Origin of the sequence: Pseudomonas citronellolis (assembly GCF_001586155.1) — a bacterium.
GTDB classification, from domain to species: Bacteria; Pseudomonadota; Gammaproteobacteria; order Pseudomonadales; family Pseudomonadaceae; genus Pseudomonas; species Pseudomonas citronellolis.
This window is the reverse complement of the sequence record NZ_CP014158.1, coordinates 433,780-457,883: the sequence shown is the minus strand read 5'-3', so window position 1 is coordinate 457,883 and position 24,104 is coordinate 433,780. Positions and strand designations below refer to the sequence as shown.

Sequence of the window (24,104 nt, the reverse complement as noted above, 5' to 3'; positions counted from 1 at the left end):
GTTCGAAAAAACCAACGAAAGTACATGCCACCCGGCGCCTCCAGGCCAGCCCCGGCCGACGGGCGGCAGACCGATTTCGAATTAACCGGAGCCATGCCCGAACGATGGACGCAAGCCGATCAGATGCGTATGATTGCCGCCTGCCGCGCCAGCCGCGGCCATGCGCATCCGTAGCTCAGCTGGATAGAGTACTGCCCTCCGAAGGCAGGGGTCGTGGGTTCGAATCCCGCCGGATGCGCCATCCATATAAAAGGCCCAGGTGAAAACCTGGGCCTTTTTCGTTTCCCGCCGCCGCCCATGCGATCAGAACGGCCCGACTCCAATGAGGTTCAGCGCTATGCGGGCTTCATGCCATCGCGGATACAGGAACCGACATTGGCAAGGCTACCCTCATCTTTCCTGCCGCATGCAGATAGCCAAACCCGCCTGAAACCACTCTTCCCAGCGCCTGTAAAATTTTGTCTATCCAGACGCCGATATTTCAAATAATGTTGGTTCAATTCAAAAATTTCTAGCCAGGAGCACCGAATGGAAAGCCAATTCATCGGCTATGCCTTTCTGGTCGAGGCCCTGAAGCTGAAGGTCTTCCCGATCCAGCGTCCGGCGGTAATCAGACCTGTCACGCGGATCGAGCCGCTGGGCCGCGAACTCGCCGTACCGCAACGCCTTGCCCCACCGCCAGGCGACTGCTGCGCCCATGTCCTGTTCGCCCTGAAGCACGAGGGGATCAACCTGGGCGTGCTGGCCCAGGCATTGCCACTGATCCCCGCCGCCACCATGCTGACAGAGCTTCGCAAGGCCCCGAGCGGCGCCTATATCCGCAAGGCCTGCTTCCTCTGGGAGGCTTTCAGCGGAACCCGGCTGCCCCATGACGGGAGCCCGAAGGGGGCGGCGACCCCGCTGTTCGATCCGGCCCGCTACATCACCGGCCCTGCCCGGCGCGATGCCCGTTGGCGGGTGGATTTCAACGGCCTCGGCACCCTCCGTTATTGCGCTACGGTCGAGCGGACAGCCAGGATCGAGGCGCTATTGGCACTGGACATCCTCGGCAAGTCACGTGAGTTCATCGGCTCGCTGCCCGCGGGAATGATGGACAGGGCCCTGAGCTGGGCCTACCTGCACGAAACCCACAACTCCTTCGCCATCGAGCGCGAAGCCCCCAGCGCGGACAAGGCCGAGCGCTTCGTCCAGCTGCTCCGGCAGGCCCATGAGCGCCAGCCGCTGACCGAAGACTACCTGGTCGCGCTGCAGAACAGCACGATCAGCAATCCCTTCGATCGTGCGGTCGCCTTCCGCCACGAACAGAATCACCTGAACAACGGCCTGCGCGGCGCTGCAGGTGTGACCTACGTTCCCCCACCTCCCGAGCTATGCCGGGAACTGATGGACGAACTGATGCAGTTCGCCAACGAAGCGCCCCTGCAAATCGATCCGCTGGTCGCTGCCGGCATCATCTCGTTCGGCTTCGTCTTCCTGCATCCGTTCATGGATGGCAACGGACGCCTGTCCCGCTTCCTGATCCATCAGGCGCTTTGCCGAAGCGGCGCCATGAGCCACGGCCTGCTGCTGCCCGTCTCCGTGGCGATGAAGCGCGAGGAACAACATTATCTCGAGGCCCTGCAAAGCTTCTCGCGCCCGGCACGCGAATTCTGGCGGGTGCTGTGGCTCGATGCGAACGACCTGAGCTTCGAGTTCACAGGGAATGAGGGGATCTATCGCTACTGGGACGCTACCGAGGGCGTGGCCTTCACGCTGGAGATGGCCAGGCAGGCGCTGGAAGTCGAGTTGCATGAAGAAACCGAGTTTCTCCAAGCCTACGACCAGATATTCAAGGCCGTCGACGCACGCTTCGATGTCCGTGGCAGCGACCTGGCACAACTGGTGATGATGTGCCTGAGTAACAATGGCATAGTTTCGCGCAATCGCCGCAAACAGTTCCAATACAGTGTTCCCCGAGAGGTGTTCGACTTCATTGAGAATCACGCACGAGAAGTATTGACTGAGCAGGCTGCCGAGAAGATAACTTCTACCCCCCCCACTGGAACTCAGACTAATGTCCAAGATATCGATTAGAGATGGCTCGACCATTCAAGACACAGAGATCTCTTCGTTCAGCAACCATCTGGCCAGCTCCCACCAGACGTGGCTCTTCATACAAACAAATTAGGTGGCTAGCCTACTTTTTCGCCGTAAACTAGCTGCCCATCTTAAAATAGTATTTTTACCAGCCCTTTAGCTCCACCAGCACATCCGTCGCCCACTTCTGCTCAGAGTTTTGTATCCGAGCCATTTCAACCAACCTGGCCATGTGTATTAGCTGATCTTGGACAGCCATGTCAAAGTCAAACCACATGTCGCTATGCGAGCTGAAGCGAACCTGCCAATAAGCGACCCCTTGGTCGAATCTGACCTTCAGAGTCCTGCCGTCTTCAAACTCAAGCTCTAACCTCCGGTGATGAGGGATTTCGCGATTCGACAACTCCACAACCAGCTCAACTTGATGTCCAACCATTGCCGACAGCCAATTGCGCGAGAAGAACTCGAAATCATCCTGACTTGCCCAGTCATCAAAGGCTTTACGCCCTTGTATTCGACCTGATTTGAATAGTGTCTTCACCTGCACAACCGCATCCGCAGAAATGCGGCTTTTCAGATCTCTCAGAACCGCCCCCAGGATCGTAACGGCCGCGGGGTTCTGAATGTAACGATCTGAGTAGATCAGCCTGTTGATCTTCGCAGTCGCAATCACGTCAGCGACTTGCTGATCTCTAGCGCCAAGCATCTCCCAGAAACGTTCACCGAATTGCAGCAGCGGTCCATTGAGTTCCTCATGGATTGAGATGTCGACGATCGCTACCTTGCCGAAGGAGTCGCTCGCTGCACTGGAAAGATCCATCGCCTGCCAGCCAAATTCCGGCTGACTTTTCGAGAGTACGACTAGCTCATCGCTTTGATGCCAGCTGCGGCCTGGAACAGTTGCCACGAGGCTGCGCGAGGCCAGCGTGACAACTTCGCTCTCTTTAAACACCTGGGCAACGAGATGCTCACCTGGCTCAGTGATCGCATTCCCGACGTTTACTCCAAGGTCCGACAGGCGCTGGAGATCCTGCACAAGAACCCCATCAGTGATATCTGCCGGGACGAGCAGCTCAACAGTCAGCTCGTCGGCCAGAACATAGGCCTGAATCGCCTTACGAAACTGTGGAGCAAGAAGATCCCACTCTGCCACATCACCAGAGGCCACTAGAGTAATTCTCTTTGCACCCTCGTTGATCAGCCGGCGCAGAACGCTCTCAATGCTGCCAGGCGCATACTGGCCATCGGCGAATGAGAGTTTGTTTTCGGCGGTCAAACCCACGTGATGAATGAAGTCTGGGCCCAGCCAGTCGAGCGCTGCCTTGCGATCCAGCTTGTCGTGATCATGCCGTGTTTGGGAGTCCAGCAGGCACTCACTACAGCCAGTTTCACAATGCTTGCAATCGAGCTTCTTCACCATCCCCCACAGCAGCTCCTCGACATGCAGCGGCGCGCTAGTGGCAAAGCCCGCACCACCGCTGATTACGTCGAAAAGCTGAAGGACGCGAATGGACTGTCCATTTGGCAGTTTGCTTGGCCGAGTTGCATAACCCAATTCGGAAGCAGATACGCCCAGTATCTCGGCCAGCGCAGCCCGCAAAGCCACTGCTAGCGTCATGGCAATTTCACTTCCCTGCGCTGAGTCTGCAATGAACTCCCCGCGCACGGGATGGTGCAAGGTGAGTTCAAACACATCAGTAGTAGCTACAGCGCCAAGGCTCACACTAGGAAGAATGCTCCCGCTGCCCTGGCAGGGAAGGCGCTTGTTGTTCTGATCTTTGTCCTCTTTAGTCGGGCGCGGCGGATAGTGCTCGCCAGACGGCGACAGGTCTCGCGGGAACCCGCTATCCGGTTGCATGGACTCAGCTCGACCACAACTCATGCACAAGGCATAACCTGTTCCGTGCTCGCCCGAGCTGTGATGGAAGACCTTTCCATCCGCACCATAAGCCATTGCCCCAACCGCCGGGTTTGGCAATGGAGTCTTGTTGGCGTTGACGAAAACCCAGGCGGTTTCAACTGGGATGAATTTCTGATGCTGGATGTCATTGGAGGCCGACTCATAAGCATCGGTGACAAAACCAGAGGGCTGCAGGACCTTGCGAATGTTTTGGGGCTTGATCAGTGACTGGCAGTCGACATTGCTGCAAGTCAGCTCATCGGTCTTTATCAACCCCTCCTCATAGTCCAGAGCACCACAGACATCGCAACGCCACGCAATGTCCATTTTCTGCGCTTCTTTGCTATCAGCATTGAGGTTATGCCAGTGGAGGGAAACGCCGGCAGACCTGAACACCCGGCCATCCAGAACGATTTCTGCACCAGGAGCGTACTCGCGAATGGCAATCGACAGATTGCGTGACGGCAGCCCCTTGTAGCGGGATACGTTATCCTCGCGATCGTGCTTCAACTTTTTCCCTGCGTCCTGCTCGCGGATGTAATCCTCAATCGTGAAGTTATCGAAGTTCACCACGTCGGTAGGGAAGCCATAACCAGGCAGGAAGGTACGCGCAGCAAGATCCCGCAACAGGTACTCATTGCAGTGGCGAGCCTTTTCAATCTGGAGACGCTTCAGATAGGGGCTGTTGGCTTTCGCGTGCTTCTCCTCAGAAAGTAAGAAGCGATAGCTCTTCAGCCAACGACTCTGCAGCGGCTTGATCGAATCGATTGAACGACGGCGCAGCTGAGCCGGGTCCACACCGACCAGAGCTGTGCCTTTCACCAAGTCTTTGAGCGCGTCGTCCAGATCGGAGACAACTTGTCCCAGTCGCTCAATGAATCGGTCACATTGTGAGAGACCGTGCTCATCGTCGTAGAACCACTGTGTATTCAGACTGGTTTTCTCAGTCTGAGTGGGCCCGACAACATTGCAGAGAAAGTCCGCCAACAGTAGCGAGTTGATGTGCCGTTGTACGAGTCGCTCGGAGTTCAATGCCACCACTGGCGCGGGGATCCTGGTCTCGAACGGCCAACTCGGATTGGCGAAAACCTGCTGATCATGCGGGTTGTTCTTACAAAGCGTGTAGGTAATCGCCCTGGATTCCTTGCTTCGCCCCGCGCGACCGGCACGCTGCAGGTAGTTGGCCGGGTGCGGTGGTACATTGTTCATGACCACAGCAGAAATACCGCCAATATCTACGCCCATCTCCATGGTGGTGGAGCAGTTCAGAACGTTGAGCTGCCCCTTCTTGAACATCTCTTCATAGGAGCCGAGGCGTTCAGAAGACTGCTGGGCCGAGTGCTCCGCTGTGCGGTAGTAGAAGCCACCTTCCACTGCCCGATCATTGATATCCGTCCACAGGTTCCGTGCTCGCAGATCGCTTACAAGACGATCATTCGCCATCTGGTCTCTAACTCGCGCAAGTCCCGGCGCATAATCGTCCTGAGAACGGTCAAACTCCCACAGGTCAGGTAGCTCAACCGGCGCTGCCTGATAGCTCTTGCGCTGCTCTTCAGTCAACTGAGAGAAATCCAGGTGAGCGGGGAGGTAAGGCGTAAAGCCTTTGAAGGTGGTATCCAACAGCTTGTTGGTAACCGGGCAGACATAGGCTCGGTCAACCAACGAGAACAGCATGTGCTCTCTGGGTAGGTAGTACCGGTTTTCGTCAGCCTTCAGCGCTGAGCCCGGTCTGGCCAACTGCAACCAGGCAGCTCTTAGCCAGGCATTGACCAGATCAACGTCGGCCGTGTTAGCCGGGTTCAAACCAGCACCAAGCAACAATAGTTTGATCAGGCGCTGGGAATGGTTGCCATTGCGGATCTGAGGCCAGCGCTTGACCCGGATCTCATCCGCTTCTTTCGACTCGGGATTACGCAGACTCTTGGCAGAAAAGCGGCTACCGATCCAGCTCAACCAGCCCTCTTCGACCTGAATATAGCTGTTCTCCCGAACATGAAAGTCCAGCGCCACCTTTAGGAAGTCACGCCAATCATCGAGCGTCAGACCTTTCTGCCCCCAGTACTCCGGCACTTCATGGATCTTATCCATGCCAACGTATCCGACCTTCACCAGCCCTTGGGTTTCAAGACTGTTCTGCCGTTTCGGGCGGCGCATAAACTCGCGGAATAGCAACATCTCCGCCAGCTTGTAGGGGCCATCATTGTCCCGGAAGACCTCGGGCTTCTGATATTTGTTGTAAAGCAGCATCGAGCCTTTCAGGTCAGCCTTCTGCTTGAGCTCATTGGCGAGCTCCGTCCAGGCTAGAGAAACTAGCGTCGGCCTAACTTTCGCTCCAGTTGCTGAAGCTAGCATGGCCGTAAACCGTGTAACTTTTTCCTCCGCAACCCTGACTTCCTCCCGAATACCAACGCTGCGGTATAGCTCCACTTCCTCTTTCGCCTTGGCGATTAATTGTTGCAAGACCGACGGATCGATGCTGCTGGAATCTACCTGAGAGGTGACCTGGCTCCGCTGGTACCAGCTCAAAATCTCCACGACAAGTCCGCGCAACCTGCTGCGCTCCGCCTCCTGTTGCATACGTACAGCCATGCGCGCCGTGCCCTGACGGCTGTCCGTGAAGGTAATTAGCCGACGGCCTCTACCAGGCAGAGACTGCGGGCCGTGTTCCGGCGTCTGATCTTCCTCTTGATAGTCTTGACAGTATTCAAGGACTGTCGGCACGGCATTGGCTACATAGAAGGGTCCGCCCAGCATTGCGCGGCGGAAAGGAGAGTTCCCATGCAGTCCACTCGATCCACAGCTGTTACGGCTGCACTTGGCATCAAGATCTCTAACCCCAAGCCGTACCCGTTCCGCTGAAACAGGTGCGAAGGAACCAGCGAACTTATCGACCTCAACGGGGATGTATGCGCTGCCGGCATTCTCGAACGAGCAAAGCACCAGCGGTGTCTTGGCTGAAAGTATCCCTGCGCCACCAGCCTCCGCATCTTCCTCAACAGGTGTTTCAGTCTGCAGGGAAAATTCATCGCCACCAGAGCTTTCCCACTGGATGAGCTTTCCATTCTTATCTCGCGCCAGCAGATGCGGCTCATTGCAGTCATTGCAGAACGCCAACTCGAATACCGGGCTGCCACAGCTGCAGGTTTGCCTCTGATTGGCGTAGACATAACCAAAGGGCCAGTTTTGTTGCAGCGCCGTTCCGGACTTTGCTGAGCAGCACTCGTCAAAGCAGGCCCATAACCCGTGAGTAGTGCGCTGGAAGAAGTGCGCCCGCAGCTTCAGAAACGCCGGCTCACTGGCTGAAGGACGAGTGCCTGAACACACATCCAACCAACGTAGTATTTCGTCCTGTGACAGTGACCACCCACCTTCCTGACGCATCTGGCTGACCATCTCGGTTAGCTTCAACGGCTTGGGGGTGGTCACCAGCAGATTTCTCAGTGCTCGGGCTTGCGGAGAATGGACCAGGGCCTCGTATCGATCCGGATGAACCTCTGGATCGTCCGCAATTACAGGCGGCATGGACTCGAGCGTATCCAGAGCAACCAGCGTTTGTTGACAGGGAGCAAGAGGAGGAATGACTCGGTTACCCCCCCAGACATCAATCTGCGTAACCGGCACCCCCGACAGATCCGAGAGAAACTGCTTCAACTGTCCTGCAGCGTCCTCACCGGCAATAGTCGCAGAGGTCGCCACAAAGCGGACATCCTTGGGCGTAACACCGAAGGCTGTCATTACCCGTCGCAGCTGCAATGCCAATTCAGCCGCCTGGGAGCCCACGTAAGTGTGAGCCTCGTCCAGAACAATCCAGCGCAGCGATTTCTGCTCTCTGGAGATTCTTACGATGGGCGCATCGACCTGGCGCACCATTATGTATTCGAGCATGGTGCCGTTGGTGACCAGAATGGGCGCCGGTTGCGTACGCATCAGCTCGCGCGACAGAATTTCGTTAGGCTTTTGGCTCTGCTCGCTACGCACCTTCGCCTGCAACTCCGGGGTATTGCCGTTGTACAGGCAATAGCGAATGCCGTTTCCAAAGCTCTGAGTCCAGGCATTCAAACGTTCGCGCTGCGAGTTGATCAGGGCGTTAAGTGGATACAGGAACAGCGCCCGAACCCCGACCAGCGGCTGACGACCTGCGTCACAGTACTCCCGATAAAGATCCTCCAGCACCGGCACCATAAAGCATTCGGTCTTACCCGAGCCGGTACCACTGGTGACGACCACCGAATGCTTCCTCTCTAGCAATGAGCGCCAGCTGGCCAACTGGTGGGTGAAGGGTTTCCAACTCGCGCCAAAGCGGTAACGCCCATTCGCCTTACCATCGAGCGAGGCCACGATCTCCTTGCTCAGCAAGTGCTCCTTGCTCGCCAGTTGCTCCATGGTGAACGCCGACTCTTCCCAACCGAAGGTCTGCTCGAACAAGGGTGGCGCCAGGAATGCACCCTCTTTCCCGCACTCCGCGCGCATCAGACTTCCCAGGTGCTCACGCAAGCCCGGATCGGTAATGCTCAAGATACTCAAGGTGGACTCAGTGGCACGGGAAAGCGCCTGCTCGACTAGCCCAGAGAAATACTTATCCATTAACCGACTCTGCCTTCTGCATATCCATGACGCTGTTCAACAAGCAATATTGATAGATTGAGTTGAACCACTTCGAATCGAAATCGCGGACCTGGCGCAAGAAGAAAATCGCCTCGACGCCGTCCGCAAACACATCTGTGAACCGAGCCTTGCCACAGGCGACCGCAGCGGCGAATACCGGTAGATAGAGCACCGCATTGCGGTAATCCATTTCCGACCTGAAGGCAATCACCGAGCCGCCTTGGCTGCTGTGCCAACGTACCAGCCGCTCGCCGCCGAACTCCGGCCACTTTGCCTCACTGCGCTCGCGAATCAACTCAAGGTACCAGCCATGCAGGACACTCTTGAAAGTCGCTAGCGGCACCTTGATCTCTGGGCCAACAGGCTTGCCTGAAAGGAAGCGCTGCACACTCTGCCCGTAGGCTGGATAGGTTTCCCCCAATCGCGAAAACATTCGTCCGATCAGAGCATCAATGGCTTCCTCAGCGACCCCTTTCACCTTAAGGAATGCAGCGAAGCGCTTGGCCGCAAGGTGGATTTCTGCAATAGGAAGAAACTCCCAGAAAATCGGAAACTCAGCCTCCAGCCGACCAAGGAATTTCGCTTCCATCTCAAACTTGAAAAGTGCCATCGCCAACGCGCGGGTGTGCCCTACCAGAGCCTTCCAGACCTCGAAGGTCGCCAGGGGCAGATAGCCGTACCCCTCATACAAGGCCCGCAAAAACTGCCAGCCGCTATGCATAGGGTTAACCGCCATAGCATCCAACACAGGCGTGAAAGAGCTAACAGGTGAAGCGTGATCGAAGGTCAATACTGCCTTTTGCAGACTCTGGATCCCATCGCTCGGCGCCAAAGGCTGCCAGCCACCAGCGATAAACAGCGGCCGGAACGACACAGATGAGCCTGATTTGGGCAACACCAGCCAGGGACCATCCCTTTCAACAGCAATAGGTAACTCGAAGTCGCCGGTGGGCACACCTTCGCTGGTGCGGGAACTGAGCGCGATGGAGCTACGCATAGGATCATGCAATAGCATCAACACCGGTTCGGGAATGGCGTCGGTGCCATCGTGCAGATTGGCAGCACACAGCATCTGACGGTCGCGATCCAGTTGCATCTCCGTCGAATACCTACGGATGCGGTAACTGGCGTCCTGACCGTTACCGAACACCCGCAACTCGACGACCTGATCGATTCCCGACTGAAGCGAAAGCAGGTCAACAATCTGTTCACGGATATTGAACAGACTGATCTCCAGCGGCTTTTCGGCCGCCGTGTAGGTCCAGCTGTAACAAGCATTCCTGGCCGCACTACCCCTGAGGGTCAGCTCAAGGCTAAAGCGGGTTGGTGCGCCAGCCCGGCCAAACAGATACAAACGCGCCCCCAACAGGTCGTCGACGCTGAGATCACGCTTCAGCTGTTTGCCTGTGCCATCAAAGGCCAGAGAACCCGAGTTGGGAAACGGCAGGTCAATCTCCACTGGGTCAGCCATCAAGCTGGGGGTAACTGAAAGGCGGACCCTGACTGGAGGAAAGCCCTTTGCCAAGAGCCTAAGCTCGGTGTGATCCTCATGCTTTACCTGCTGTACCTGCAGACTGTCGTCAACAATCTGAAGCAGGCAGCGCTGCCGGGAATGCACCAGAATGCTCCCCTGCCCCGGTTTCTCACCACTGCGCAGCTCAACACGGAAATCCGTCGGCAGGATGCCCACTCGGCGGCGTAGCAAGGCATCGCCGCTGCGGTTGCGCACCGACACATATTGGGTACCCAGTACATCCTGCAACAAGCCGCTTCCCGGCTGTTTGCCGGCAACGTACAAGTCACCGCCCTGCTGTTGCAGTTCCCCGGCAACGGTCGGCCACTGCACACGAGGCAGACCGACAAAGGTCAGCGCGGGCTTGGTCGGCCAGTCGATCTGGGTACCAGCCAGTTCCAGCCCCAAGCCCATACCAACCGCATGTCCCATGCGTATCCGGTAGAGTTCATCACTCTCAACCTGGAACTGCGCCTTGCCCTGAACCTTTACCGTATGCAGCGAAAAAGCCGGTGCCATATCGCTGAAGATGGCTTCCTCGCCCTCTGCAGCCATGTTCAACTTGCCACCGTCTGGCAGCACCAGCAGCAGCTCTTCACCCGCCGTATTGAATGAAGCCTGACCGCACAGCTGCCAGCGATCATTCACTGGCTCGAAACCCAACGGTACTTCGCCAAGGGCCACTGCACTGCCCTCTATCGGCTGGGTGGCGATCAGCATGCCGCCTGCCATAGCCACCAGACTCAGTTGAGCACTGCAATCCTGCCGCTTTCCAATCACCTCACGGACGCGCAACCGGATATGGGCGACACCGTTGTCGACCAGCGCATAGCCGGGGCCAAGCGCAGCAATCACCTGTCCATCTTCGACAATGGCCAGCTCAAAACGGGTGGTAGATGGCTGCGTCGTCAGACGAAGCACTACCTCCTCCGGCATCGAGACCTGAACCTTGAGCACATCAGGCTGGGCCTCATGCCAGAAGTGTCGGCAAGACCATCCAGCAGCATCTCGGCGTCGCTTTTTACCCTCGATGGTCGCAGTCTTTAAAAGACCATTGAGGAGTTCGCTGCCAGTCTCGTTATCCAGAGGCAGAGGGAACAATTCACGCCACTTGGGGTTCAGCGCATCCAGGCGGGCGACAGGCTCATCCACCTGGGGCAACCCATAATTTCGTACCAGAGCCACAAGCTCATCGACCATGCGCGCAATCAGTTCCACGGACGTACGCGAGGCAAACACTTGAGGAAGGCTTGCCTTTTCCAGTTGCTGCTCCACCTGCTGGAGAGTGTTGAACCCCAGCAGGTGCCACTGGTCGTACTGCCTTAGCAAACGATCAAACAGTGACTGGAAGCGACTGCCTCCCTCGCGCAATACCTGAAAGGGCAAGCCCCCCTCACCAAACAGCGACCCCAGAAAGTCCCGATGACCCGCTTCGTAGAAATGAAGGGGACGTTTCCAATACCCCTCCAACCCTTTTGGAATGGCCTTGCTCAGCTCACCCGGCGACAGATTGAATCCCAAAGCTTTCCAGATCGGGTCCCAGGTCCAGGCATACTCGCTGCGGTACTCACGGCGATACCACTCCGAACCAAAAAGCACCAAACAGGCACAGGCTGCGGGGTCCTTTAACGCGGCATCAAAGCCCCCCAACTCACGGAGCAAATGCTGCAGCTCTCCGTACTCTTCGAGACTGCAGTGGTACGCATAGAGTCCGCGCTGATCAGGCGCTGAAAGCCCACGACGCTGGAGAAAGCGTCCCAGCCAGGACGAGCACTTAATTACGGAGTACGACATGAACAACCTCCCTGATTGAACCATCCGCTCCTAAACTCCATGAGACAGACCTCAGGACAGCGGAACCCAATCCCCCTCTCCGCTCCCTGAGCTGATTGACCTGATCATCCGCTCAACCGCAGGTCGCTCTATATACTGGGGATTCCCGGCACGGTAGCGGTCTTGAAAATAGTCTTGCCCACGGCGGGTCAATCTGTACCCCTCGGGTACGCGTTCGATCCGACCTGCATCCAAGTGAGTCTGAAAATTCCCCAGGAACCGCTTCAGCGGGAACGGCTTTCCCTGATCCATTTCCGTGACTTCGAGAATGGCCGCCATGTAAGTCCATAGGCGTTGCCCCGAGGGTGTGGTTGCAAGCTTGTAGAGATGATTGTTGCCTTCCATTCTTTGCTCCTTTCACACCATCAGGCAGCCAACGCCAGCAGGTTCTCGATTAGCTCTTTAAGCTCTGAGCGTTGCTCATCGTCATCTTGATACATCGAGCGCTGAAGGATCTGCTCGGCAGTCATCAACGGCCAGAACCTGTCGATCACATCATCCGCTTTGACGCGCACCGCCTCGCCGATGATTTTCTTTGCATCACAGGTGTCGGTGAAATTCACCCTTACCCCGGTTTGAGCCTCAATCAAATCTGGGCATAGGTAGTTCTCGATTTCACGCTTTCTAGTCGAGTAAAACGCGCGCCCCTTCTCCTCTACCTCTTCTTTGCGCTTCAGATTTTGCTCCGGCCGACCACCAATGTCGGAGTCGAGAAACACGCACCAGGGAAGACCTAGATCATCGGCAAGGTTGAGGGTGACCCAGTGCTTCACGTTACCGCAGCCACCGATGAGGATGGGTACGATCCCGACATCCTCCAGACTGGACTCAAGGTGTCCGCCAGCCTTCAGGGTGTTGGCCGCGTGACGGAGGAAGGTGACGTCTGACTTACCTTCCACCAGCACGACCCCCTTCGCCCGCTCCATTCCTGTTTCGGGAAGTACACCCAGACTCTCTGCGGCCTCCTTGAGCACATCGTCATTGGGCATCTTGACGATAGGGATGCCGTTTTCGTCCTTGGTGACATAACGGATGCCGTCGATGGGCATCAGGCCGGCTAACGCGGGGACGTGGGTGGTGACGATGATCTGCCGGTTGGGCTGGTTGGAAAGCTCCAGCAGCGCCTTCATCAGCATCATCTGGTAGTTGGGATGCTGGGAGGTTTCAGGCTCTTCGATGGCATAGATGACATTGCGCTGGGTGCCCACCACCGCCTTCTCCGCCTCGGCGCGGAAGAAGTTGAGTAGGATCAGGCGGCGCACGCCGCTGCCGCGCTTGTTGATGGGGATGCCATTCTCACCATCCAGGGTGAAGTTGAAGCTCCACTTGGGTTTTTCCTTGAAGCGCGGCGTCAGCTCGTTGGCCAGTTCGGGGGCCATCTCCCGCAACTTGTCGAGGGTGCGGGTGGCGACATCCAGCACGCTGGCTTCAATTTGTTGCTCCAGTGCGCTGATTTCATTTTGCAGCGCCGCCTGGGCTTCCTTGACCGCCTGCTGCAGCGGGTTCTTGGCTTCGGAGTCGCCGTCACTGCTCTCGCGATCCGCCTTGAACAAAGCGAATGTTGGCAGCTGGGCCTCAATCTTTTCCCAGATGGATTTGCTGTCTGTCGAAAGCCCTTTACTAACGTCGAGCAGAGTCTCCTGACAGGCAATAGGCTGTGCCGCAGCACGAATAGCCTGCCGCCACTGCGAAGCCACGCGTTTGTCGGCAACTTGATCGGCGATGCCACGCTGCTCGCCGAGCTTTTTCAGATCGGCCATCTTGAGACTAAGCAGAGCTGCCAACTCGGCATCTGCTGGGTGCTGACAGCGGATGGCCGTACGCTCCAACTTGCCGGTGCCGGCCTTGAAGATTTTCACGATCTCCAGAGCGCTGTCGGCGTTGAGCAGATATTCCTGTGCCAAGGAGGTCTCAGCATTTTCATCCAGCACCAGCGCCTCGGGCAGGCCGTCGAACTCACAGGCAATCTCGAACTGCTCGGCACCCTCAGCCAGGCTGAAGCAGTTCATATCGCTCTTGTCGGCCTTGATGTCGCCATTCTCAAAGAAGATCGCCAGGGCCTCGAGGATGGTCGATTTGCCATAGTCATTGCGGCCGACGATGCCAGTCATAGCTTCGTCGATGGGAATGACCGTGGTGGCACGGTAGCCGCGGAAGTGGGTGAGCTTGACGGACTTGAGGCGCATGGGGACTTCCTTATCTATAGCTGGCCGGAAAAAGCTTTTTGGGTTAGCGAGCCAAACATCGTCTCAATTTCTAGTAATGCACTATAAACGATCTTGCTCGACTCAAGATATTTAGTCTTTATAGCTTCGAACTTGAACTGATCTTGAAGTGGCGGAAAAATCATCTCAAGTGGATATATCCTGCCCCCCGAAACGAGAGGCTGCGCAGCCTTGCCTGCGTACTGATTTAAATTAGAAACATCCAGAAGCTGAGCCATATAGTGAACATTTACATCCTGAACATACTCCCTGATGTAAAGCGCATTATCAGTTACCCAAGCGCACGGCTGCGTAATGTGAATGGCTCCGCAGTAAGCTCCTACACGACCGATGACCAACTGCGGCTCCTCGAACATGTATTCGGAATGATAACCGTTGATCCCATTTCCACCGTACACCGGATAACAACCACCTGAATCCATTTCTTTAGCAGACAATCCGTTTCCACTTGAGAGCTTTATGACATCACCGAGCCGCTTGACCTCCCACCCCATCGGATTGGTCACCGGGTCGCCGAACATGTCCAGAAACACAGCGCGGAGGAAGTCGTCGGCAAGTTGGATGGCTTGCTGGCGTTTGCGGCGGATGGCGTCGGCCTTGTCGAGGATGGCGGCGATGCGCTTTTGTTCGGGCAGGGGTGGAACTGGAACAACATTTTCCTTGAGAAACTTAAAGTGCCTGCTATAACCAGCAGACTCAATGTTCAATGAAGATAAATAATAGAATAAGAACCTCTTGTCCAACTCGGCCTTTGGCTCAAGAACCTTTGCACCATCAGCACCCAAGCAAAAAGGCTCATCTATAAATTTAAAAATCCGGGTGTGATCACCAAATACAATTGCAGGACACCCATCCAAAGAGACTACTGACTCATCATCTGTATAGCCGCCAAATTTCTGCTGCCCTTGGTCAACTATAGGAAACCTGCCTTGCCCCAAGTATTCGGATTTCTGCAGCTTCGAATATTCAGATGTGGCGTCTTTGACAGCCAAGCGGAACGGCAATACATCCCAATGCGCCGGAAAAACTTGGTTCACAGCATTCCCTCCAGCTCATCCAGATTCGCCAGAATCTCCTGCTCCAGTCCTCTGAGGCGTTGCAGAATCACCTTCGGCTCTTCGTACTGCTCCTGCTGGTACTCGACTTCCTTGTAGCGGTTGATGGAGAGGTCGTACTTGTTGGCAGCAATATCCTCAGCCAGCACGACAAAGGCCTTTTTGCGCTTGTCACCGAACAGCGTGTTGATGGTACTGGTGCTGACATTGCCCTCGACCATCTGCCGATATTTGTGCCATTGGGCAATGGCGTCGGGCAGGTCGTTGCTGCCCTCGCCTTTCAGCTCGGTGCGCTTGTCGTCCAGCGAGTAGCCGTCGGCCTGCAGGTCGTAGAACCACACGCGCTCGGTGCTGCCGCCCTTGGTGAAGATGAGGATGGCGGTGCTGACGCCTGCGTAGGGCTTGAATACACCGCTGGGTAGGCTGACGATGCCTTCCAGTTGGTTGTTCTCCAGCAGCTCCTGGCGCAGCTGCTGGTGAGCCTTGGATGAGCCGAACAGCACGCCGTCCGGCACGATCACCGCGGCGCGTCCGCCGAGCTTGAGCGAGCGCAGGATGTGGGCGACGAACAGCAGCTCGGTCTTTTTGGTTTTCACCAGGCCGAGTACGTCGGGGTTGGTGTTGGTTTCGTCCAGGCTGCCTTTGAACGGCGGGTTGGCCAGCACCACGTCGAAGAAGTTCTGCTCCTGACGCGGGTAGTGCTCCTTGATGGATTTGCTCAGGGAGTCCTGGTAGCGGATGTTCGCGCCGTTCACGCCGTGGAGCATCATGTTCATGCTGGAGACGCGCAGCATGGTGGTGTCGAAGTCGAAGCCCCAGAACATCTGGCTGTTGATGTGCTGGCGGTAGGGTTCGAGCAAGTCGCCCGAGTAATGCAGATTACCGTCTTCATCGCTGAAGGTGCCTTCCGGACTGGAATGCACACGGTTGAGGTATTCCATGGTGCGGGCGAGGAAGCCAGCCGTGCCGCAGGCCGGGTCGCAAATCACGTCCGTAGGCTGCGGGGCTATCAGCTCTATCATCGCGTCGATGATGTGGCGCGGCGTGCGGAACTGGCCGTTGATACCGGCGGTGGTGAGCTTGCTCAGCAGGTATTCGTAGATATCGCCCTTCACGTCGCTCTGAGTCAACGGCAAGGCATGAACCATCTCCACGGCGGAGGCCAGCACCGACTCGTTCTTGATCTCCAGGTCGGCGTCCTGCATGTACTCGCTGATATGGCCGAGGCCTTCACGCCCACCACCCTCGCCCTCGGCACTGCCGAGCTTGGCGAAGAAGGGGTAGACGTTCTGCTTGAGGTGCTGGTGCAGCTCCTTACCGCTCTTGTGGTGGAAGTTCTTCCAGCGCAGCAGTTGGCCTTCCGGGGTGCTGGGGAACAGGCGGGCAAAGTCCTTGCCGGTGCGGTTGGCTTTGCGCTCGGCCACGTCTTCCTGCATGTCGAGCATGCGGGCGAACATCAGGTAACTGATCTGCTCGATCACGGTCAGCGGGTTGGTGATGCCGCCAGTCCAGAATTTTTCCCAGAGCTTGTCGATATCGTTGCGGATTTTGCCGGTGAGCATTCGGGGTACTTCTCTCGTTCAAAAATGGGTTGTCAGGCCTGCGGTAGCAGCTCGCCTTCGTGACTGTTCTGGATCAGTTGCGGCAAATCGTCGGCTGGCTCCGGCGCTTCGTCGAGCGCCTCTACGATCAGCGCAAGCCGCTCGTTCTCGAAGTCCATGTGAGTGGGCTCCAGCGCTGGCAGGGTCTTGCTGACCTTGGCCGAGAGCTTGTTGAAGCGTTCCACCTTGCCGTAGAGGCCTTGCTTACCAGCCAGCGCCTTGACGGTGTCGTTGTAGTGGTTGCTGACGGTGTTGAGGGTGCCTCCCAGCTTGCCGAGGCGCTCGGCCACGGTGCAGACCTGGTTGTAGATCTCGCCCGCCTTCTCGCTGATTTCCCGCGCCTCGGCGTTGCTGCGCTCGATCATCCACAGGTTGGAGACGGTACGCAGAATGGGAATCAGGGTGGTGTGCGAGACCAGCACGATGCCTTTCTTGTAGCCGTACTCGAATAGGTCCTTGTTGTGCTTCATGGCCTCGATATAGGCCGGCTCGACAGGCATGAACATCAGCACGAAGCTGGGGCTGCGCATACCGACGAGGTTGGTGTAGTCCTTGGAGGCGAGGTCGTCGATGTGCTTGCGTACGGCTTTGACGTGCTCGGTCATCGCCAGTTGGCATTCTTCCGGCGACTCGGCGGACACGGCGCGGTCGTATGCAACCAGCGAAACCTTGCTGTCGATGATGATGTGTTTGCCGTCGGGCAGCTTGATCAGGTAATCGGTCTGCCTGGAACGGCCTTCGGCATCCTTGAAGGCGCTCTGCACTTCGTAGTGCGCCTCTTCGATCAGGCCGCTCATTTCCAATGTGCGACGCAGCTGCGCCTCACCCCAGGCACCGCGCTGCTGGGAGTCACCCTTGAGGGCCGAGGTCAGATTGTTGGCCTCTTTGCTCATCTGCAGGCCGATTTCCAGCACCTTCCTGATTTCGGCATTTAGGCTGGTGTTGCCTTGCAGCGAGGCGTCGTGAACTTCGTTGATGCGCTTCTGGAAGCCTTCGATCTGCTCGCGGAAAGGCTTGAGCATCCCATCGATACTGGTCTGGCTGGTCTGGGTGAAGGTCTTGCCCTTCTCCTCGAAGATCTTGTTGGCCAGGTTCTCAAATTCCTGGGTCAGCGACTTGCGGGTGTCGGCCAACTGCGCCATCTGTTCCTGGAAATGCTCCTCGCGCTTCTGCAAGGTGGTCTTGAGTTCGGTGTGCTCGGACGAAAGTGTGCTCAGGCGCTCCTGCAACTCGTTGAACGATCGCACCTGCTGAGAAAGCGCTTCCTTGGTTTCAAGAAGTTGGCTGCGCACATCGCGCTCGGCAGTTTCCAGGGCCTTGGCCCGTTTGCCCTCATCCGCAAGTCCGTCTTTCAAACGGTCACGATCCGTGTGCAGCTGTTCATTTGTGGCCTGAGCCTGAGCCAGGCGCTCACGTAGCTCGGCCACCTGCTTCTCGCTCTTGTCCAGGGAGGTCTTCAGCTCAGCATGCTCATTGCTCGTCGACTGGTAGCGCTTCTGCAAAGTGTCGAGGGCTTGCACGTGCTCGGTCAGCTTGTGCTTGGTCTCGCTAAGCTGTTCGCGAGCTTCACGCTCGGCGGTTTCCGCCACCTTCGCGCGTGTTTCTTCGCTCGCCAAGGCATCCTTGAGGCGGTCACGCTCCTCTTGCAACGCAGCATTTGTGGTTGTCGATGTATCGAGGCGCCCGCGCAGTTCGGTCACCTGCTCCTGCAGCCCTTGGGCACCAGCCTGCACAGCCTCCAGACGCCTGGCTGACTCATGATGTTGCCGGTTTGCTTCTTCCAGTTTCACCTGCAAGTCCGATCCGGCAGCTTTACGCTCATGCAGCTCGGCAGAAAGACGCGCCATGGTATCGGCCGATGCTTGCAACTGCGCCTTCAACTTGCCCTCTTCGATCTGCAGCTCATGACTGCGCGCTTCTGCTGCCTTGAGCTGAATCTGCAGAGATTGCTGCTGAGCCTCAGTCGACGCCCTGGCCAGCTCTGCCTGCTCAAGCTGCATACTGAGCTGGCTGATCTGCCTCCCCTGACGCAGGGCAGCGACCACATAGCCGATAACCGCTGCGGCGATAGCGAGCACCCCGCAGATCACGATGATTTCTGTCGTCCATTGGCTAGCTTGCATGATCACTCCTAGTGACTGCTTGGCGGGACATCCCCGCGCAGGAAGGGCTTGAGCACGGCGACCAACTCGCCGACATCCTCGGGGGCGAAGACGCCGTCGATACCCTCGTGGGAAATACTGTCGAACGGCGGCTCGTAGAGTTTCTCCACGACAATGCTGCCGTGTTGCGCGATGTAGTTCTTCAGCAGATTCATGAAGCGAACCTGCTGGGCGGTGAGGCTGGGGTGGGCATGGAGGAAGCTCTTGAAATGCTCCTCGATGGCTTGCGCATCCAGGCCAATGATCTCGCGCACGGTAAGGTGCAGCTGATCCGCGGTACGGCCGTAGAACTCGTTGAGCACTTCCAGGCTGACGCCCGGATGGCTGGTGAGGATGGTCGAGGTGAGCGTCTTCAGTTCTGGCTCGGCAATCGGCTCGCCCTTGTGGATTTTCTGCAGGGTTGGATTGGCGGCCAGCATGCCGTCAAGAATGTCCTTGAGGCGGCGGCGGTAGATCATCGCTTCGTTGGCGCCAGCGATATACACCACACGCTCTTCGCCCTGGACGTTGCCATCCGCGGTTCGCGTGGTGTCTACGCCATAGCCAGGCCCGGTGTCGGTCTGGCGGTACTTCATGATGCCACGCAGCTCCTGGCGGGCATGTTCCAGCTTGCCGATGCTGGGTTGTTGCCAGAACTCGGCGCTGCGCACCTCAGCGATCACGGCATCCTTCTGCCGCACGGCCTGAATGTTAACGGCGAGCTTGTCCACTTCGGCCAGTAGGGTGATCTTGCCATCCTCAAAGCAACTGGCCTGCTCGACCAGGCAGCGCTGGATGCCTGCGATCAGCTTGTCCAGAGCGGTGGCATGTTTGTCGCGCAGCACCCGGGCCGACATCAGTGGGGCGATACTGTCCATCAGCAGGTGCTGGGTTTTGGCATCGAACTGTTTCAGCAGCGCGGTTTGCTGCAACTGATGCACAACACGCAGCTCGCGCTTCACGGCCACGCTGGTGTCCGGCAAGTCGTTGATGTCCGCCCGCAGTAGCTCGATGGCGGTATCGAAGGCGGCTGCATGGTTGTGCTTAAGCGCTGCCTGGGCCAGCTCCACGCGTGCCTCGAAGGTGGTTTGCAGGAGGGATTTGCCGCCAGTGTCCTCCGGCTCCTGATACTCCTGCTCGAAGTAGTCGAAGTTGCCGTAGTGGTCGAAGATCAGGAACTCACTCTTGTCCTTGCCTGGGCCGAACAGGTTGGGGCGCAGGCGCGTGCCACGACCGATCATCTGCCAGAACTTGACCCAGGACTTGACCGGCTTGGCGAATACCAGGTTGACCACTTCGGGCACATCGATGCCGGTGTCGAGCATGTCCACCGAGATGGCGATGCGGAAGTCGTTGTCCGGCTTCTTGAACTCCTTGATCAGGGTGTCCACATGCGGAATGGCGTTGTGGATGACCTTGCAGACCTTGGTGCCATACTGCGGATAGAGCTTGCAGAAGAGCTTTTCCAGGTGCTCGGCGTGGTCCTGGCGCTGGGCAAAGATGATGGTCTTGCCGACCAGCGATCCGGTTTCGTCCTTGATGCCGTTGTTGATCAGGTTTTCCAGGATGATGCGGTCGGTGTCTTCACTGAAGATCTTGCGGCCGATGTCCTTGCCGGCAATGGTGGTGCGCCTGGCCTCCTCTTCGCCGAGATCTTCTTCGAGCTGACGCTTCTGCTCATCGCTCAGGTCGTTGTAGTGGATGCCATCGCGCAGGAAGTCAGTGGTGAGGTCGCGTACACGGAACGGCACCAGGTAGGGCGGTTCGTTGTTGATGGCGGCATCCAGGCCGAACTCGAAAGTGGGGTCGGTGGTTTCACAGTCGAAAATATCGAAGGTGTTGCGGCTGATGAACTTCACCGGCGTCGCTGTCAGGCCCACTTGCAACGCATCGAAATAGTCGAACAGGTCGCGGTACTTGTTGTAGATGCTGCGGTGGCTTTCGTCGGCAATGATCAAGTCGAAGAAGCCCACGTCGAGCTGGGCAAAGCGGTTCATCATGCCCGGGTAGGTGGCGATATAGATGCGTGCGGTCTGGTCGACCTTGTTGGTTTCACCAATCACGCAGCGCGGTTCGCTGGGCAGATTTTGCTTGAAGGCATCATCGGCCTGCACCCGCAGTTCCTTGCGATCACAGAGGAACAATACGCGCTTGGCCCAGCCGGAGCGCAGTAGCAATTCAGCCAACGCAATCGCCACACGGGTTTTGCCGGTGCCGGTGGCCTGGATGATCAGGGCCTTGCGGCGTTGTGTTTGGAAGTGCGCGGCGACGGTCTTGATGGCCTCGATCTGATAGGGCCGGTCGGCAATGCTCAGCTCGGGGTTGTGCTTTTCAACCTCGGCAATGCGGTACTGCCGCTGGTAGATCAGGTATTCGAGACTGTCCTTGCTGTAGAGGCCATACACCGGGCGATAGGTGTTGTACTGCTGGTCGTCCCAGATGAAGGTTTCGTAGCCGTTGCTGTAGAAAATCACCGGGCGCTGCATGCCCATGCGCTCGAAGCCGTCGGCATACATGCGCGCCTGTTCGCGCCCGGCCTGCAAGCTGACATTGCCGGATTTCTTGGCCTCGATCACAGCCAGCGGCTGGCCGTTGTCTCCCCATAGCACGTAATCCGCACGCCCCTTGCCGGAGGAGTTATCCGGGAAATCGACTTTCACCTCGTGACCGACCTGAGCGGGGTTACTGACATCCCAGCCGGCCTGCAGAAGCATGGCATCAATCAGCAGGGTACGAGTCTTGGCCTCGTTCCATTGCAGGCTGTCGGCAATCTTCTGGCTCTGCTGCTGACGCTTTTGCTGATCGGGCTTGGCCGGCGGCTCGAGCTTGTCGAGGTTACGGGTACGCTCCTGCTCCAGCTTGTCCATGACGCGCTGAAGCTCTTCCTGCTGCTGGTTGAGCTCCTTCTCGTAGCTGGAAACTGTCTTCTGCAGGCTGAGCAGCGCTGCAGTCGGATCCTGCACCTCGGCAAAGGGCTGAATATCAGCCTGCGCAGTGCCGTAGTACTTGATGGCCATGTACATGGCCAGTTGATGAGCGGTCTTCAGCGCCAGCAGTGCGTTGCGCAGGTCTCCTTCTGCACCGTGAGCGGTGTCATTGCCCTGGATGCGTAGGAAGTTGATCTGATGAACCAGAGGCTTGCTGACGCAATCGACAAACACCGGGTTTTTCACCAGGTCGTAGAAAGTCGACTGCGGCATACGCGGCAGCAGCTCTTCCTTGTAGATGGCTTTGGTCAGCTCTTCGGCGAAGCTGCGCAGGCGAGTCAGCGCACTGCCCGGGTCGATAAACAATACGGCTTCGGCCAGGCCCGCGAGGTTTGCCAGCAACTCGTTGCCGGAGCGAAGGAATTCGAAGTTGGCTGATTTCATATAGGCGATTCTGTCCATGCCAGTCCTACAGCGAGGACCGTGCCAAGTTTTTATTCGATGCCGTATTTGTCGATCCAATTGCTCAGCGTTTGCTGGCTTTTGAGGCCCAGCAGGCTGGCGGCGCGAGTCTTGTTGTAACCGGTGAGAGTGAGTGCCTTGTGCAGGTAATGCCCTGCGACCTCAGAAATAATCCCTTGTAAATCAATACCTTGCTCAACATCCCGTGTCATGATGTCGGCTTGCTCCTGCGGAAGTTGAAACAGAGCCTGCTCAATATCCGCCGCACCGATAGCACTGCCCTGACACCAGAGTGCAGCTCTTAGCAATGTGGACTGAAGCTCCCGGACATTGCCACGCCAGGGGTGTCTCAGAATAAGTTTTTTTGCTTCAGCGGAAATTTCCTTACCAGCCAGCGAGGAATCTTGCTCGGCGAGATTTTCTAGCAACGTATCTACCAGCAGGAGCAGATCCCCTTCACGTTCCCGCAGAGGCGGTAGATGAAGAACTCCGACAGCTATCCGATAGAACAAGTCCTCGCGGAAACGCCCCTGAGCCACTTCCTGCATCAGATTTCGGTGGGTAGCCGTAATCAGCCGTACATCGACCTTTAACTCCTGGCTGCCCCCAACCGGCGTGAGCGTGCCTCCCTGGAGGACTCGCAATAGGCGAACCTGCACGTCCGGCTTCAGCTCACCAAATTCATCCAGAAACAGCGTGCCGCCATGCGCTTGCCGGAACACCCCATCTCGATTCTCCACCGCACCGGTGAAAGCACCTTTCCTATGACCAAACAGAGTGGAGTCGATGAGTTCAGGCGCAATCGCCCCGCAGTTGACCGCAATGAAGGGGCCAGCAGAACGTGGACCGGCGTTGTGGATAGCCCTGGCAAATAGCTCCTTGCCAGTACCGGTTTCACCATAGATCAGCACCGGTACTTGTTTCTGTGCCAGGACTTGCGCTTGAGCCCTAAGTGTCAACATGCGTTCACTCTGCGTGACAATGCTGTCGAAGGCTGCGTTGACGGGAGCGTCCTGCCCTGCCAGCTCCAGTAGCTTGTCGCTGGTGATGCCATTGGCGGCGGGCACGTACTCGGCGGCTATCTCGAATGGCACCTCAATCTGCTGTACGCCCTGCTCGAGGGAGGATTGGTAGAAAGTGGCCGGATAGCGAGTCTTGCCGAGAAGAATCCACACGGCCTGCATGGCTGGCGTGCCTGGGCTGAGCAGAATCGAAAGATCGGCACGGGAAACGGACAAGCGCTCCAGATGCTTGTTGGCGGCCTGGTAGATTTCCCCGAAGTGGACTGGGGAGCTCAGAGATTCGTAATGAGCCTCGACCGGTATATCGACACGCTCGCGCAACCATGCCAGGTAGGGCTCAACCCGCTCGACAGGGTAAGAACAAAGCAGCTCGACACGATCAAAGGACGCAGCCCGCAGGGTCGACAAAATCGGCCCCACTTCGGTGTCGTTAACAGCTTTGAGATCGTTCCCGCCCACCCAGCAAGTCAATGCGCGCTGCCTCTTCAACACTGTCCCTGTACTCCCCACTCATACCCCTGGCCGGTACCAGACAGGAGTAAATTGTGCTGCGATTCGCGTCTCGAATAGTAAACCATTGACCCTTTGGGGTCGGTGTACGCCGTCGGCTGAGCAGAGCCACATAATCGTCGACTTCCGGTAAAGCTCATCTAGCTCCTCGGTAGTAGGCAAGTACGTCAATGCAGCGGAGGGCGCCGCCGAAGGCGCACGATTAGCCAACATGCGGCCCTCAGTACTGGCAGT

The 24,104-nt window shown here is 57.3% G+C and carries 10 protein-coding genes and 1 tRNA gene; 2 read left to right on the top strand and 9 right to left on the bottom strand.

From position 1 onward, the window contains the following. The first annotated feature begins 164 nt into the window (after positions 1-164). Positions 165-241 (top strand) — tRNA-Arg (locus PcP3B5_RS02040). Between the two features lie 287 nt (positions 242-528). Continuing rightward, complete coding sequence (locus PcP3B5_RS02035) at positions 529-2,073, top strand: Fic family protein (RefSeq protein ID WP_061560464.1); 1,545 nt, start codon at positions 529-531, stop codon at positions 2,071-2,073. A gap of 148 nt (positions 2,074-2,221) precedes the next feature. Here the strand turns inward: PcP3B5_RS02035 and PcP3B5_RS02030 are convergent, their stop codons facing one another. Genes PcP3B5_RS02030 through PcP3B5_RS01985 form a run of 9 tightly spaced genes read right to left on the bottom strand, consistent with a single transcriptional unit; the run spans position 2,222 to position 23,831 of the window. After that, positions 2,222-8,560 carry a DEAD/DEAH box helicase gene (locus tag PcP3B5_RS02030; protein ID WP_061560463.1) on the bottom strand — a complete coding sequence of 2,113 codons (6,339 nt, stop codon included), beginning with the start codon at positions 8,558-8,560 and terminating at the stop codon, positions 2,222-2,224. Then, entirely contained in the window at positions 8,553-11,888 is a 3,336-nt protein-coding gene (locus PcP3B5_RS02025) for an STY4851/ECs_5259 family protein (protein WP_061563193.1), read from the bottom strand. The genes PcP3B5_RS02030 and PcP3B5_RS02025 overlap by 8 nt, the downstream gene beginning before the upstream one ends. Before the next feature lie 51 nt (positions 11,889-11,939). Beyond that, positions 11,940-12,272 carry a hypothetical protein gene (locus PcP3B5_RS02020; RefSeq protein WP_061560462.1) on the bottom strand — a complete coding sequence of 111 codons (333 nt, stop codon included), beginning with the start codon at positions 12,270-12,272 and terminating at the stop codon, positions 11,940-11,942. A 20-nt stretch (positions 12,273-12,292) separates the two neighbouring features. Then, positions 12,293-14,113 (bottom strand): AAA family ATPase, encoded by a 1,821-nt coding sequence (locus tag PcP3B5_RS02015; protein WP_061560461.1) that lies wholly within the window; start codon positions 14,111-14,113, stop codon positions 12,293-12,295. 14 nt (positions 14,114-14,127) lie between these two features. Continuing rightward, on the bottom strand, positions 14,128-15,189 hold the full coding sequence (locus PcP3B5_RS02010; RefSeq protein WP_061560460.1) for a restriction endonuclease subunit S: 1,062 nt from the start codon (positions 15,187-15,189) through the stop codon (positions 14,128-14,130). Beyond that, positions 15,186-16,769 carry a type I restriction-modification system subunit M gene (locus PcP3B5_RS02005; protein ID WP_016253784.1) on the bottom strand — a complete coding sequence of 528 codons (1,584 nt, stop codon included), beginning with the start codon at positions 16,767-16,769 and terminating at the stop codon, positions 15,186-15,188. The genes PcP3B5_RS02010 and PcP3B5_RS02005 overlap by 4 nt, the downstream gene beginning before the upstream one ends. A 32-nt stretch (positions 16,770-16,801) precedes the next feature. After that, positions 16,802-18,931 carry a DNA recombination protein RmuC gene (locus PcP3B5_RS02000; RefSeq protein WP_016253785.1) on the bottom strand — a complete coding sequence of 710 codons (2,130 nt, stop codon included), beginning with the start codon at positions 18,929-18,931 and terminating at the stop codon, positions 16,802-16,804. Between the two features lie 8 nt (positions 18,932-18,939). After that, positions 18,940-22,320, bottom strand: a complete 3,381-nt coding sequence (locus PcP3B5_RS01990; RefSeq protein WP_061560459.1) for a DEAD/DEAH box helicase family protein — start codon at positions 22,318-22,320, stop codon at positions 18,940-18,942. A gap of 50 nt (positions 22,321-22,370) precedes the next feature. After that, positions 22,371-23,831: a sigma-54 interaction domain-containing protein gene (locus tag PcP3B5_RS01985; RefSeq protein WP_237143069.1), complete on the bottom strand. Its 1,461-nt coding sequence runs from the start codon at positions 23,829-23,831 to the stop codon at positions 22,371-22,373. Between the last annotated feature and the right edge of the window lie 273 nt (positions 23,832-24,104).

Coding starts and splice junctions, on each gene's coding strand:
- PcP3B5_RS02035 (WP_061560464.1), top strand. CDS start 529: ATGGAAAGCCAATTCATCGGCTATGCCTTTCTGGTCGAGGCCCTGAAG.
- PcP3B5_RS02030 (WP_061560463.1), bottom strand. CDS start 8,560: ATGGATAAGTATTTCTCTGGGCTAGTCGAGCAGGCGCTTTCCCGTGCC.
- PcP3B5_RS02025 (WP_061563193.1), bottom strand. CDS start 11,888: ATGTCGTACTCCGTAATTAAGTGCTCGTCCTGGCTGGGACGCTTTCTC.
- PcP3B5_RS02020 (WP_061560462.1), bottom strand. CDS start 12,272: ATGGAAGGCAACAATCATCTCTACAAGCTTGCAACCACACCCTCGGGG.
- PcP3B5_RS02015 (WP_061560461.1), bottom strand. CDS start 14,113: ATGCGCCTCAAGTCCGTCAAGCTCACCCACTTCCGCGGCTACCGTGCC.
- PcP3B5_RS02005 (WP_016253784.1), bottom strand. CDS start 16,769: ATGCTCACCGGCAAAATCCGCAACGATATCGACAAGCTCTGGGAAAAA.
- PcP3B5_RS02000 (WP_016253785.1), bottom strand. CDS start 18,931: ATGCAAGCTAGCCAATGGACGACAGAAATCATCGTGATCTGCGGGGTG.
- PcP3B5_RS01990 (WP_061560459.1), bottom strand. CDS start 22,320: ATGAAATCAGCCAACTTCGAATTCCTTCGCTCCGGCAACGAGTTGCTG.